Annotated in this window: 13 protein-coding genes; all 13 read right to left on the reverse strand. The window is 50.1% G+C overall.

Annotated features, from left to right (window positions below; genetic code table 11):
• Positions 1-1077, reverse strand: coding sequence for a fimbrial protein StkG (locus ACJTMZ_RS12825; RefSeq protein WP_045350060.1), 1077 nt, complete (start codon positions 1075-1077; stop codon positions 1-3).
• An 11-nt stretch (positions 1078-1088) separates the two neighbouring features.
• On the reverse strand, positions 1089-1697 hold the full coding sequence (locus ACJTMZ_RS12830; protein WP_045337993.1) for a fimbrial-like protein: 609 nt from the start codon (positions 1695-1697) through the stop codon (positions 1089-1091).
• Between the two features lie 14 nt (positions 1698-1711).
• Entirely contained in the window at positions 1712-2275 is a 564-nt protein-coding gene (locus tag ACJTMZ_RS12835; RefSeq protein ID WP_015572702.1) for a hypothetical protein, read from the reverse strand.
• A gap of 26 nt (positions 2276-2301) precedes the next feature.
• On the reverse strand, positions 2302-2877 hold the full coding sequence (locus tag ACJTMZ_RS12840) for a fimbrial protein (protein ID WP_252010808.1): 576 nt from the start codon (positions 2875-2877) through the stop codon (positions 2302-2304).
• 28 nt (positions 2878-2905) lie between these two features.
• Complete coding sequence (locus ACJTMZ_RS12845; protein WP_023303092.1) at positions 2906-5497, reverse strand: outer membrane usher protein; 2592 nt, start codon at positions 5495-5497, stop codon at positions 2906-2908.
• Between the two features lie 81 nt (positions 5498-5578).
• Positions 5579-6322, reverse strand: coding sequence for a fimbrial chaperone (locus ACJTMZ_RS12850; protein ID WP_015572704.1), 744 nt, complete (start codon positions 6320-6322; stop codon positions 5579-5581).
• Between the two features lie 81 nt (positions 6323-6403).
• Positions 6404-7012 (reverse strand): fimbrial protein, encoded by a 609-nt coding sequence (locus ACJTMZ_RS12855; protein ID WP_023303093.1) that lies wholly within the window; start codon positions 7010-7012, stop codon positions 6404-6406.
• 277 nt (positions 7013-7289) lie between these two features.
• The gene (panD, locus tag ACJTMZ_RS12860; RefSeq protein WP_003856284.1) at positions 7290-7670 is read right to left on the reverse strand and encodes an aspartate 1-decarboxylase; all 381 of its coding nucleotides are present in this window, start codon (positions 7668-7670) and stop codon (positions 7290-7292) included.
• A gap of 32 nt (positions 7671-7702) precedes the next feature.
• Positions 7703-8554: a pantoate--beta-alanine ligase gene (gene panC / locus ACJTMZ_RS12865; protein WP_003856282.1), complete on the reverse strand. Its 852-nt coding sequence runs from the start codon at positions 8552-8554 to the stop codon at positions 7703-7705.
• An 11-nt stretch (positions 8555-8565) separates the two neighbouring features.
• Positions 8566-9357 carry a 3-methyl-2-oxobutanoate hydroxymethyltransferase gene (panB, locus tag ACJTMZ_RS12870; protein ID WP_015572705.1) on the reverse strand — a complete coding sequence of 264 codons (792 nt, stop codon included), beginning with the start codon at positions 9355-9357 and terminating at the stop codon, positions 8566-8568.
• Between the two features lie 123 nt (positions 9358-9480).
• Positions 9481-9960, reverse strand: a complete 480-nt coding sequence (gene folK, locus ACJTMZ_RS12875; RefSeq protein ID WP_032671420.1) for a 2-amino-4-hydroxy-6-hydroxymethyldihydropteridine diphosphokinase — start codon at positions 9958-9960, stop codon at positions 9481-9483.
• Positions 9957-11354 (reverse strand): polynucleotide adenylyltransferase PcnB, encoded by a 1398-nt coding sequence (gene pcnB, locus ACJTMZ_RS12880; protein WP_026080645.1) that lies wholly within the window; start codon positions 11352-11354, stop codon positions 9957-9959. The genes folK and pcnB overlap by 4 nt, the downstream gene beginning before the upstream one ends.
• A 42-nt stretch (positions 11355-11396) precedes the next feature.
• Positions 11397-12287 carry a tRNA glutamyl-Q(34) synthetase GluQRS gene (gene gluQRS / locus ACJTMZ_RS12885; protein ID WP_047364730.1) on the reverse strand — a complete coding sequence of 297 codons (891 nt, stop codon included), beginning with the start codon at positions 12285-12287 and terminating at the stop codon, positions 11397-11399.
• Between the last annotated feature and the right edge of the window lie 52 nt (positions 12288-12339).

Below are 12339 nucleotides of genomic sequence, written 5' to 3' on the forward strand. Positions count from 1 at the left end.
TTATTCGTACGTGGTCTGAATGGTCACGGTGGTACCGAAAACACCGACGGTTACCGGATCGCTACCGGTTTTGACCAACCTGGCCCAAAGTGATCTGTCAATAATACTAACAGGATCCCCAACAACCTCTCCTATAGCAATGACACGTTGGTAACTGTCTGCCGGCACGGGGTAATGATCATTTTCAGAATCCGTAATCATGACGCCGACGCCTCCTGCCGCAGTAACACCACCAGTATTCTCGACGGTATTGGTAAAATATTTTTTATCTGCGGTGGTATGTGTGGAGGATAACGTATAGTAAACAGCGGTTGTATTTACACATGTACCCGTAACATGGAACTCGACTTTGCTGGTATTCCCGTTTTCGACTTCTGCGGGATACCAGTCACCAAGATTTACCGTTGTGGGCGCACGTAAGACACAGGTCGGGCGATTTAATGGCATGCTAAATGACATCTCGCTCATGTTCACATGGGGACGAGGGTGATCGGATGTCTTCGGATCGCTTGGATCGCCCAGAATGATCTGACCAATCGGGCCTGCACCGGCCGTTAAAAAATTAACATCCGAAGGAACACCCTGAAATCCATTGGTTTGATAGATTTCCATGCGCACATGCCAGGTTTTTTCGTCAAGCAGCTCTTCGTGATCGTCATTAGGTGCGGTCATATACCAGGACCCTGCGTTGGGCGGGAACCACGCGGTGACGCCGTTACCATCGGGATACATCGCCAGGGTATAGACAATACCCGGAATATTCGTCCGGAAGGTGGCTTTGTTATCTATGTAGCCTGCCAGCATTGAGTTGTCGGTAATCTGATAGGTGTTTTCACCGTCATTTCCCCCAGCACAGTGAGATTTTAACGCAGGCGTTGTTTCCATAATGATCGTATTACTGATCTGTATGGGAGTTGTTACTGTGCCCACAGGCAGAGGAGTGATAACTGGTTGTGCACCTGGAGACATAATCTGCAAGTCATCATTACCGTAAAATTTGCACTCCTCGAAATTAGCCCGTGCTGCGCCAGACAGCCCGAACGCTGCGAACGCTAATATAGTGAGGTATTTTTTCATCCTAAATCCCTTTATTCGTAGCTGACATTAACCAGAACATTACTTATCACAGCGCCGCTGGTGATCGTTCCAATATTCTGATAACGTGCGTAAAAGCCATAATCCTTTATATAGTTCTCACTACTTCCACCGACATCGTAAATAACGTTTGATGTCCCGTCGCTGTTCAGGACGTTAGTTTTGAACGTATCTGAAAAAATAACGATACCCACATTTTCAGCCGCACCGGCTGTGGCATCGTTTTTAAACACCTGGTTGTGATTACTCCAGAAACCATTTTGCGGAGCAAAACTAAATTTTAGTTTGTTAATCGTTGCGCCTTCTGTACTGCTCGCATAGCAGTCATCTACGTGGATGGTAAAAGGCGTTCCAGCTTCATCATCGTTTGGCGATAAACGATCGCTCTTGTCGCTGTTATAAAACCAGTCTCGTGACACGGTCGGCAAAGTGATCTCTCCGCCGTTTTCGACGCTTAGCCGACAGGTATTATTAACGATGTTTGCTGTCAGGTTTACATCCATACCTGAACCTGCCTGGCTTACGCCAGGCAGAGTGCTACCAGCCAGACCGATAAGCAACACAAGACCGGGCTGGTGTAAATTAAACGGTGATTGTTGCATAATGGTTCCTGGAATTATTGATAGGTGACTGTGAAGGTTACTGGCGCAGTAACGGCACCTGTGCCAACATCGGCAATATTTCTGTCTTTCGCAATCACAATGCGTGAGTTCATCGGGAATTCCCCTACACCGTCAGCAATGGTGACCTCCTGTGCCGCCGGAGGCCTTTTGCAACTCAACATTACGCCAGTATCTACAACTCCTGACCAGATTTCGAAGCCTGTTGCTAACCCAGCAGAATAAGAATCTCCGTCCGTTTTCGGACCCGAGCATCCCCCACCTGCACCACTCGCTGCGGCTACCGTTGCCTTAGTTACACCAGAGCAGTTTGTAAAGGCAATTTTTAACGGCTCGACACGAGTCTTATTTACCAGATCGGTTTTATATACGTCGCCAAACGCAATTTCAGTGGACGCAGTTCCTGCACCGTTAAGCACTTTTGCTGTACACGTGCCCGAGACTATTTTTGATTTTATCGTTAATTTAACACTGTCAGTACCTGTAATTGCTGCGTTTGCCATTCCCGAATACAGAAGTGCAGAAACGGACAGGGCGATAAAAGTAGATTTAAATTTCATAATGTTGCTCCGTTTTCCTGCACCAATTACTCGTAGCTAAATTCAAAAGTCGCAGTAGCCTCAAAATCACCAACTGTCATGCTATTAACTTTGGTTTCACGTATTGTGGCTACTAAAGGAACTTCTTTATTCTGGATTTCTGTTGCACTCCAGACCAGTCGCTTAGCATCATCGTCAGAGTTGATCATAAAAGGGGCCTCCGGTGCGCTGGCTCTGGCAATTTCAACAGCAGAGAAATCTGCGCCTCCATCGGCTTTTGGTTTTTGATTAACAAGGCCGCTAAGCAAATAACCCGATTGGCTTCCTTTTACCGTGGCTTTCAGTGAGGTCAGAGAGGCCGGGCATTCAACAATCACAATTTTGAAATTGGCATTTGCGGTGCCAGCTTTGACATCGTCGAGACGCACCTGGCCGCCGTTACCAATGAGCAGTGTTTGATCCGTATCGGAACCCGTACCGCCCATCAGTTTCATATCACAAGTGGTTTCACGGATATTGGCCGTAAAGTTAACATCGAGATTCGTGCCCTCGGCGAGCGCCGAACCTGATAACGCCAGCATCGTTACGGCAACGACTGACAGGCTATAAAGATTTTTTTTCATACAAACTCTCGTCTATTTTCCCGAATAATTACATCTGGCACACTTGATTGCTGAGCACCGTTGTAAGTCCTACTTTTTGAGCATGTGATGAGACGTTATAATGCACGTCACATTTACTGTCTTTATCGCTTCCCCAGACAACATGAAGCGTGCCTTCATCCTCAACGCCGCGGACATAGGCTTGCCCCGCCTGTCCCACGGTGCCAATAGATTCATTTTTTTCATTTAAAACATCAGCGCCTAAAGGAATAAATCCGTTATCGGTGCGCTTAAGTTCTAAAATTAATGAACGACCTTCATCGGTTGCAAAATCAACCAGCACAACGGAACCACTGCGGGGAACCGTAATTTCACTGGTGTTTTTAATTTCAACGTCGTTTTCCAGCGTGCTGATATCAAGGTATACGCGGTTTTCACGGTAGGCAGACATATAAGGCAGAATGCCATAGCCGGAACTGCCTATTTCGCTGTTACCAAAGCCGATACCGGCGCCTTTCGCACCACTCGCTTTGACCAGTGCCAGCGCATCGTTGTCACCAATACTCCCTGGCGCAAATGCAATACCTCCTGAATGGATGACCATGCCACCGTTATAGGAGGCAGAATATTGTTTACTGTTGTCATCACCAAAAGAGGCAGATAACCCCAGCGGGCCATATTCACTGTTATAGGACCCGTAGCCGCTTATCTGATTCAGGTCACCATAATTACCACTGTTTGACGAGGCGCTAACGGAATAACTCACCTTATTATCTTGCGTATTTCCACCCGCGGACGTGTTAAAGCTTGTGCCGCCTTTAAGGTCGGAACGTAATCCCATATTGATGTTTGAGAATCCACCGGCATTCCCTCTATCTTTTGAGAATACACTTAATGGAATGCTTAGGCTTAAATAAACGCTATCGTCTTTCTTGCCGTTCTGATCATAGGTTCGCTGTAATGACAAGCTGTAGCTGCCGTAGGTGAAGCTATTGTTATACCCAATATTGTAATTGGAAGTAGAGCCCGTCGCGTTCCAGTAATCCTGCCAGGTGCCGCTTACATACAGGGAGCCAAAATTGTCTTCTCCGGAGGTTAGCGGTTGGTTAAGACTAATTTGCACCTGGTTTTTGGTGCGCTGATAGTCTGCATATAGCGCTTCGTTTGAGTCATAGCTACGGTTTGAGTACTTCTGGTGCCTAATACTGTCCTGAAGTTGCGCCGCATCGTTAAGCGTCAGGTAGTCTTCCGTCGAGAAACGATAAGCCGCAACGTTAAAGGAAGTATTCGTCGACTCAATCATTTTGCTGTAGGTTAAACGATAACTTTGCCCGCTTAATTTATCCAGCCCCTCAATATCTGCATAAGATTGCGTAACGTCGAATGCAAACGCACCAACAGGGGTGTTCATTGCCACGCCGAGAATACCGGCATAAAAATCCATGTCGGTATATTGCGCGCCAATATAACCCGTGAACGTATTATTCAGGCCATAGTAAAGCGTACCGTAACCCACTTTAGGCGCATCAATCAGTGAATCGTCATTTAATTCACCTAAACCGACGTCCCAGCGAGAGGCTCCCGGACGGAGCATCTGCGTGACGGATGAAAAGGGTACGGTAAAGGAGCGTTTGCTGCCATCCGCTTCTTCAATCGTTACCAGTAAATCATTTCCGTAACCTGTGGTACTCAGGTCGTTTATTTCAAACGCGCCTGGTGGCACCGAGGTTTCATAAATCTTATTGCCGCTCTGCGTGACGCTGACCTTCGCGTTACTGTTCGCGACACCCCGAATGACAGGCGCGTAGCCTGTGGACCCCATTGGCAACATGCGATCGTCACTGTACATGCGTGCGCCGCGAAGGCTCATAGAGTTAAATGCCTCGCCACGCGTGTAAGAGTCGCCGATGACAAACTGGGCACTCAATGGTGTAATATCGCGCTGCAAATAGACATCCTGACTGGAGTATTTTGTGCCGCTATCTTTGTCCCAGTTAAAATTGCCACGCGAGCGCAGGCGCCATGGCCCCATATTCAGACCATAGCGTAACCCTACATATGCACTTTCTGATGTACTGCCGTTGTTCTCGCTACGCCAGCCGTTCATGTCATAAGAGAGCAGAGCGGCAGGAATCCCGTTATCCCACAACGATGGATCGACATAGCCCGCCGGGCGTTTCAGCACATAAATCTGGGGAAAATTAAAATCCATAGCCTGCTTGCCACTGTCATAGCTAACCGTAGCGCCAGCGAAAGATTTTTTAATATCGACGCAGGTTTCATCGTCTTCCGGTCCGTCAGGCAATGTGCTGGTGTCGACACCCGATTGTGACAGCAGCAGTTTTGTTATGCACGGGGTCGCACGAGGTGTTCCGTTATCTTTAAACGTGACCTCCACGGTGGACTTCAGTTTACCGTTCAGGTTGATCTTAGTGCGATAGGTCCCCGGTAAAACCGGGTTGCCATGTGAAAAACGATTAATATCAATATTAGCGCTGCCATTTAAAAGAAATTGATCGTTAAACTCGACCTCTTCTTCATTATCAGGCAGATCTTTTGCTGGCGTGATATTTTCTGCACAGGCATAAAAAGGCAATGCTGCACTTATCGTAAGACATAAAAGAGAACGTTTAAATAACATGGCACATCCACTTAATCAGTGCAGAGAGGGTGCTCTCCACAGAGTTAATGCTATTAATTATTATATGTATTAAAGGGTGCTCTATTTTAGTCCCGCTTCGTGATGGTCTGTGCCGCCATAGTCATTAATAGAATCAAACTCTACTTTACCATTTACGGCAGAAGCTAAACCTTTAACCGTCATTGTGGTATCACTGAACGGTGGAACGGCCTTATGATCAACGTCGTATGTTTTTTGACTGGCTTTAATGGTTACCGCCGAAACGGAGACGTTATACGGTGAATTATTATGGGCAACAAGCTTAACCGCGTTTCCTTCTTTTTTCTGCGTCCATGTTAAATGCTCAGCTGCTTCACCTGCCGAGCCTTTTAACCCGTCAGGACGGTAAAAGAATTTAATACGTGTTCTGAATGCCAGCTGAAGCTGGTTAAGATTCTCTTTATCCGCAGCTTTTGATTTTGGTGGAATCTCCAGGACATTGAACCAGAAAAGCGATTCACGATCCTGTGGTAAAGGTGTACCTGTGTAGGTAATACGTACGGATTGGCCTTTTTTCGGGTCAATACGGGATACTGGAGGGGTAATGATAAAAGGAAGCTTTAACTCTTCCGGATTTACGCCATCACGCCCATCATCAAGCCAGGTTTGAACCAAAAGCGGTTTGGTTCCATGGTTATCGAGATTAACAACAACATCCTTCGATGACTGTGGATAGATAATACGGGTGCCGGAAATAACAATATCCGCACTTGCATTCGATGTGGCCAAAACGGCAGTTGCGAGCAATACGGCTTGAAAACTTTTAATGAAGACTGAATGAGACATTTTTTCCACTTCCTTTTGGAATTACACAAGCAATCCCTCATTCATCATGAAGGATTGCTTAATTTAAAGTTTACGAATCTCTTATTCGTAAATCATGGTGAAGGCAACCTGTGCCTGCACGGTACCAGCAGAAACTGGATTACTTGTTGCATCCCAACCCTGACCCTGGGTGTACGCTACGCGGTAGTACAGGTTTCCTGCGCCAGAAGTTTCATCGATGGTTGCTTTCTGGGAGTTGTTAGTCTGGTCAATTTTGATCTGATCGGTAGCTGAGTTACCGTCGTTTGACAGCACCAGGTTAACGTTCTTAGCTGAACCCTGAGCATTGCTTGGTGGAACCAGCAGACCGCCTTCGGTAGAAGAGGAGCCAGCCCAGGAAGAGAACTGTGCAGATGCTTTCTTCACAGTTGCGGTATCACAACCGGTCAGTGAAAGGCTGAATTTCTTTTCACCCAGGGTGCTGGTGCTACCCAGTGCGTTTGCGAAATCACGCACAAATACAGTGTCCAGAGTCACGTCAAAATCGTTACCGTTCTGATCGATTTTCTGGTCAAGGGAGACCTGGCAAGTATTGTTAGAAACCATGCCGTGGAAAGTAATAGTGCCGGTGTCAGGATCTGCTGCTACCGCTGAACCCGCAGCCAATACGCTTGCCATAGCAATTGCCAAACCATATTTTTTAGAAATCATTTAAATATCCATATTCGTTGAGTGAATAATAAGTGCCCGTAAAGCTTTTATTTGAAATTAAATTTCGTGGCGAATTATATTGTTAATCTCAATGAAATATAGATGTTGTGCGTGATTTAAACTAAATGAATAGTTTAGTAAATTTAAAATTATTTGTTATCAATGTGATGGGATTGTCTGGTTGTGCGGGGAGAGTTTGAATATTAATTCTATAAATGCTTTTTAAAGACCCATTCATTTAATAAATGCGCAGGAATGGGTCGTGGGATAAATATTATCAGGCAACCTGTACCGGAATCGCCTTCGCGGTACGTTTCATCTCATTGTCGCCTTCAAAGTAGGCTACTTTTGGCTGCCAGCGACGCGCTTCTTCGTCAGACATCATGACAAAGCTGGCGATAATCACGATATCGCCTACGTCCGCGCAGTGCGCCGCCGCACCGTTGACGGAGATGATTTTGGACCCGCGCTCAGCGGCAATGGCGTAGGTAGAGAAGCGTTTGCCGTTATTTACGTTCCAGATATCAATGGCTTCGTTTTCGAGAATACCCGCCGCGTCGAGAAAATCCTGGTCGATCGCGCAGGAGCCTTCATAATGCAGGTCGGCCTGAGTGACTTTCACACGGTGAAGTTTACCTTGCAGCATTTTGCGAATCATTACGTTTACCTTTCATCTTCCGGGTAGAAAAACTACGCCAGCTCAACCACTTTGTTATCGATAAGGCGGGCCTGGCCGAGCCATGCCGCCACCAGAATTACCGCACGTTTGCTGGTCTCTGTAAGTGCCAGAAGCGTATCGGCATCCCGAATTTGAACGTCGTCAGCACGAAGACCTTTCTCGTTCAGCGCCTGTTCAGCCAGGGCGATAATCTCTTCTGCTGTTAACTCTTTTGCCAGCAGTTGCTCTGCCATTGTATTCATGACTTTGCTTAAGCCCGGCGCAATTTTACGCTGTTCGGCGGTCAGATAGCCGTTACGGGAACTGAGCGCCAGGCCATCTTTCGCGCGTACAATCGGCACGCCGACGATCTCGATGTCGTAGCCCATGTCGGCAACCATTTTGCGGATCAGCGCCAACTGCTGGAAATCTTTCTCGCCAAAGCAGGCGATGTCCGGCTGCACAAGGTTAAACAGCTTGCTGACGATGGTGGAGACGCCACGGAAATGGCCCGGGCGGCTGGCGCCCTCCAGCATGGTCGAAATACCCGGCACGTCGACGTAGGTCGATTCAGTGGTACCCTGGGGATACACATCTGCGGGTGCCGGTGCGAAGACGATATCCGCATGACGTTTTTTGAGCTTCTCGCAATCTTCCTGCAAGGTACGTGGGTAGCGCGCCAGATCGTCTTCGCGATCGAACTGCATCGGGTTAACGAAGATACTGACCACCACGATATCTGCCCGGGCTCTCGCTTCATCGACCAGCTTCATATGGCCGTCGTGCAGGTTGCCCATGGTTGGAACAAGGGCGATACGTTTACCTTCCTGACGCGCCCGACGAATATGCTGACGCAGCAGCGGCAGGGTTTCTATGATTAGCACACCTGGACTCCTTAATGGAAACTGTGTTCTTCGCCCGGATAAACGCCGGACTCAACCTCGGCAATATACTGCCGCACAGCAGCACGCATGTCGCCTGCTTCTGACAGGAAATTTTTAGCAAATTTTGGAATATGGCCACCGGTGATCCCAAAGGCGTCGTGCATGACCAGAATCTGGCCATCGGTGACGTTACCCGCGCCGATGCCGATCACCGGAATCGACAGCGCCTCAGTGATACGCTTAGCCAGCTCAACCGGCACACACTCCAGCACCAGCAGCTGCGCGCCCGCGGCTTCCAGCGCCACGGCATCATCAAACAGCGTCTGCGCCGCATCGCCTCGGCCCTGCACCTTATATCCGCCAAAGATGTTGACCGACTGCGGCGTCAGCCCCAAATGACCACAAACCGGCACGGCGCGGTCGGTGAGCATTTTCACCGTATCGACCAGCCAGGCGCCGCCTTCGATTTTGACCATATTGGCGCCGGCGCGCATCACGGTCGCCGCATTTTCGAAGGCCTGCTCCGGGGTGGCATACGCCATAAACGGCAGATCGGAAAGCAGCAGGCAGGCGGGGGCACCCCGGCGCACGGCGCGGGTATGGTAAGCAATATCCTCGACCGTGACCGGCAGAGTGGAATCATGTCCTTGTACCGTCATCCCTAACGAGTCTCCGACCAGCATGACGTTGATCCCTTCTTCGGCAAACAGTTTTGCGAAGCTGTAGTCATACGCGGTGATAGTGGCGAAGCGTTTTTTTTCCTGTTTGCATTTCTGCAATAAGGAGATGGTGGTTGGTTTCATACTGTTTCCTGATGGCCCAAAAGCGAATCTTTGCGCATTCTAACAGTAACATTTGAGGGAACAATGATTTTAGGCAATCGATTAACCGCAAATAAGGAATGGTTAATCGATGCGGAGGCGGGATTACCAGCGGGCCGGTTTATCCGCGTTGAGATTTTGCAGAACGGCTTGCAGCGAGGAGCCGTCAGGGAAGGTGAGATCGGGCGCGACTTCAAACAGCGGCCAGAGCATAAACCCGCGGTTTTTCATGTCGTAATGCGGAACGGTGAGGCGTTCGGTGTTAATCACCTCGTGACCGAAAAGCATAATATCGAGATCGAGCTTGCGCGGTCCCCAGCGTTCGGCTTTGCGGACACGACCCTGCTGTAGCTCAATACGCTGGGTATTATCCAGCAGCGTTTCTGCGTCAAGGGTCGTTTCCAGCACTACGGCGGCGTTCAGATAATCAGGTTGATCCTGCGGGCCGAGCGGCGGCGTACGGTAAAATGAGGACAGCGCGACAATGCGGCTTTGGGGGATCTCTCCCAGGGCCTGCACGGCAGCGTTAACCTGCTCCAGCGGAGAGGCCAGATTGCTGCCGATGGCGATATACGCAAGGGTCATGCCGTACCTTCACGACGCGGTGCGCGTTTGCGCGGGCGACGGTGACGACGGCGCGGTGCCGGTTCATCATCCAGATCCGTAAGCATATCTTTTTGCTCCGGTGGCGCAGAAACCTGAAACTCGCCCCACCACTGCGCCAGGCGCTGTAGTTCCGGGTTCCTTTCAACTTCAGCACGCAGAGAGAGCAGATCGAACGCGGCGCGGAACTTAGGATGCTCCATCAGCTTCCAGGCGCGTTTACCCTGACGGCGGGACATACGCAGCTGAAGCTGCCAGATATCACGCACCAGCGTGGTAATACGTTTCGGGATCGCCAGCGTGCGACAGCCTTCGTCCAGCACGTCGTTTGCCGCCAGCGCGAACGCATCATAATAGGCGAGACCGCTCTCCTGGGTAATGCGCTGCGCCGTTTCCAGCAGCGGATACCAGAACATGGCCGCGAACAGGAACGCCGGATTCACGCGCATATCGTTATGAATACGGGTATCGGTGTTCTTCAACACCTGCGCAATTATCCGCTCCATTGCGCTGTCACCGTTTTCGGTGAAGTAGCGGGTAATGGTCGGGAACAGCGGCTGGAACAGGTTGTACTCACGCAGCAGGTTGTAGGTTTCAAACCCGTAGCCTGCCTGGAGCAGCTTTAACGACTCCTCAAACAGACGGGCAGGGGGCACGTCGTTGATCAGCGTCGCCAGGCGCGGGATCGGCTCTGCGGTTTCCGGGCTGATACGCATGTTCAGCTTGGCGGCGAAACGCACGGCGCGCAGCATTCGGACCGGATCTTCGCGATAGCGTGTTTCCGGCGTGCCGATCAGGCGAATCAGACCGTCTTTCAGATCCTGCATACCGCCGACGTAATCGCGCACGGTAAAATCCGCCACGCTATAGTAAAGGCTGTTGATGGTGAAATCGCGACGCTGAGCATCTTCTTCAATAGAGCCGAAGATGTTGTCGCGCAGCAGCATACCGTTTTGGCCGCGCTGGGAAGTCGTGCGATCGTTAACGCCCGCTTCGTGGTGACCGCGGAAGGTCGCCACTTCAATAATTTCCGGTCCAAACATCACGTGCGCCAGACGGAAACGGCGGCCAACCAGACGGCAGTTGCGGAATAATTTACGCACCTGCTCAGGCGTGGCGCTGGTCGTCACGTCGAAATCTTTTGGTTTTTTGCCCAGCAGTAAATCGCGCACCCCGCCGCCGACGAGATAGGCCTCGTAGCCTGCTTTATTCAGACGATAGAGCACCTTGAGGGCATTTTCACTGATATCTTTGCGGGAAATATTGTGCTGCTCACGCGGAATGACCGACATGTGTGGCTGTGCAATAGCGTCGTTCGCCATGCTCTCTTCGCGGCTCAGCACTTTACGGCAAAAATTAGCGACTCGGGTAAAAATAGTACACCTCGTAGTGTGTTTTGTTATCAAAAAAGCGGCTAATCATAGCTCAGCGCAACGCATTTGAGAATGCTGGATTTTTGGCACGGCCATAAGCGTCCAGTCAGCAATGGCCGTTTTCAGCAATTCATCCAGACTCAGATCCTGCCATTCCTGCGTTACATTCTGGTTGAGAAATCGCAGCGCGTCGATCAAAACCGGGCGCGGATCGCCGTCAGGCAGCGCCGGGGCATGATTCTGTTTCGATAGCTTATTTCCCTGTTCATTGACTGCCAGCGGCAGATGGATGTAATCCGGCACCGCCCAGCCAAACTGCTGGTAAAGCGATATTTGCCGCACGGTAGGCTCAACCAGATCCGCCCCGCGCACGATTTCCGTAACGCCCTGGAAATGGTCATCGATAACCACCGCCAGGTTATAGGCAAACAAACCATCACGACGGTGAATAATAAAATCTTCACGCGCCAGGCGTTCATCCGCCTGAATTGTTCCTGAGAGAACGTCGGTAAACTGCGTCACCGGAGAACGCTGTATCAGCCGTACGGCGGCATTCTCAGGACCGTTGTGCCGCGTACGGCAGTGGCCGTCATAAACGCCACCTACGCTCTGAATACGCGCCCGCGTGCAGGTGCAGTTATAGGAAAGGCCCTGTTCAGCAAGCCACGCCAGACGTTCACGGTAGGCATCATGGCGTTGAGACTGCCAGAGTACGTCGCCATCCCAGTGAAGACCGTAATGTTCCAGCTGACGCAGAATAGTTTCTGCTGCACCGGGAACTTCACGTGGAGGATCGATATCTTCAATGCGGACCAGCCATTGACCCTGACGGGCGCGAGCCTGTAGGTAGCTGCCGAGCGCGGCAATTAATGAGCCGAAGTGTAATTCACCGGAGGGAGATGGCGCAAAGCGCCCGATATAGTGAGATTCAGACATATCAACGGTAACAAGGCGGGAGAGACTCCCGCCTTAGCTGAGTAGTGAGAGG

Origin of the sequence: Enterobacter sp. DN (assembly GCF_046054285.1) — a bacterium.
Classification (GTDB): domain Bacteria; phylum Pseudomonadota; class Gammaproteobacteria; order Enterobacterales; family Enterobacteriaceae; genus Enterobacter; species Enterobacter hormaechei_C.

What these genes read in the sequence shown, in the direction of transcription:
- ACJTMZ_RS12825 (WP_045350060.1), bottom strand. Translation starts at nt 1,077, where the DNA reads ATGAAAAAATACCTCACTATATTAGCGTTCGCAGCGTTCGGGCTGTCT.
- ACJTMZ_RS12830 (WP_045337993.1), bottom strand. Translation starts at nt 1,697, where the DNA reads ATGCAACAATCACCGTTTAATTTACACCAGCCCGGTCTTGTGTTGCTT.
- ACJTMZ_RS12835 (WP_015572702.1), bottom strand. Translation starts at nt 2,275, where the DNA reads ATGAAATTTAAATCTACTTTTATCGCCCTGTCCGTTTCTGCACTTCTG.
- ACJTMZ_RS12840 (WP_252010808.1), bottom strand. Translation starts at nt 2,877, where the DNA reads ATGAAAAAAAATCTTTATAGCCTGTCAGTCGTTGCCGTAACGATGCTG.
- ACJTMZ_RS12845 (WP_023303092.1), bottom strand. Translation starts at nt 5,497, where the DNA reads ATGTTATTTAAACGTTCTCTTTTATGTCTTACGATAAGTGCAGCATTG.
- ACJTMZ_RS12850 (WP_015572704.1), bottom strand. Translation starts at nt 6,322, where the DNA reads ATGTCTCATTCAGTCTTCATTAAAAGTTTTCAAGCCGTATTGCTCGCA.
- ACJTMZ_RS12855 (WP_023303093.1), bottom strand. Translation starts at nt 7,012, where the DNA reads ATGATTTCTAAAAAATATGGTTTGGCAATTGCTATGGCAAGCGTATTG.
- panD (WP_003856284.1), bottom strand. Translation starts at nt 7,670, where the DNA reads ATGATTCGCAAAATGCTGCAAGGTAAACTTCACCGTGTGAAAGTCACT.
- panB (WP_015572705.1), bottom strand. Translation starts at nt 9,357, where the DNA reads ATGAAACCAACCACCATCTCCTTATTGCAGAAATGCAAACAGGAAAAA.
- folK (WP_032671420.1), bottom strand. Translation starts at nt 9,960, where the DNA reads ATGACCCTTGCGTATATCGCCATCGGCAGCAATCTGGCCTCTCCGCTG.
- gluQRS (WP_047364730.1), bottom strand. Translation starts at nt 12,287, where the DNA reads ATGTCTGAATCTCACTATATCGGGCGCTTTGCGCCATCTCCCTCCGGT.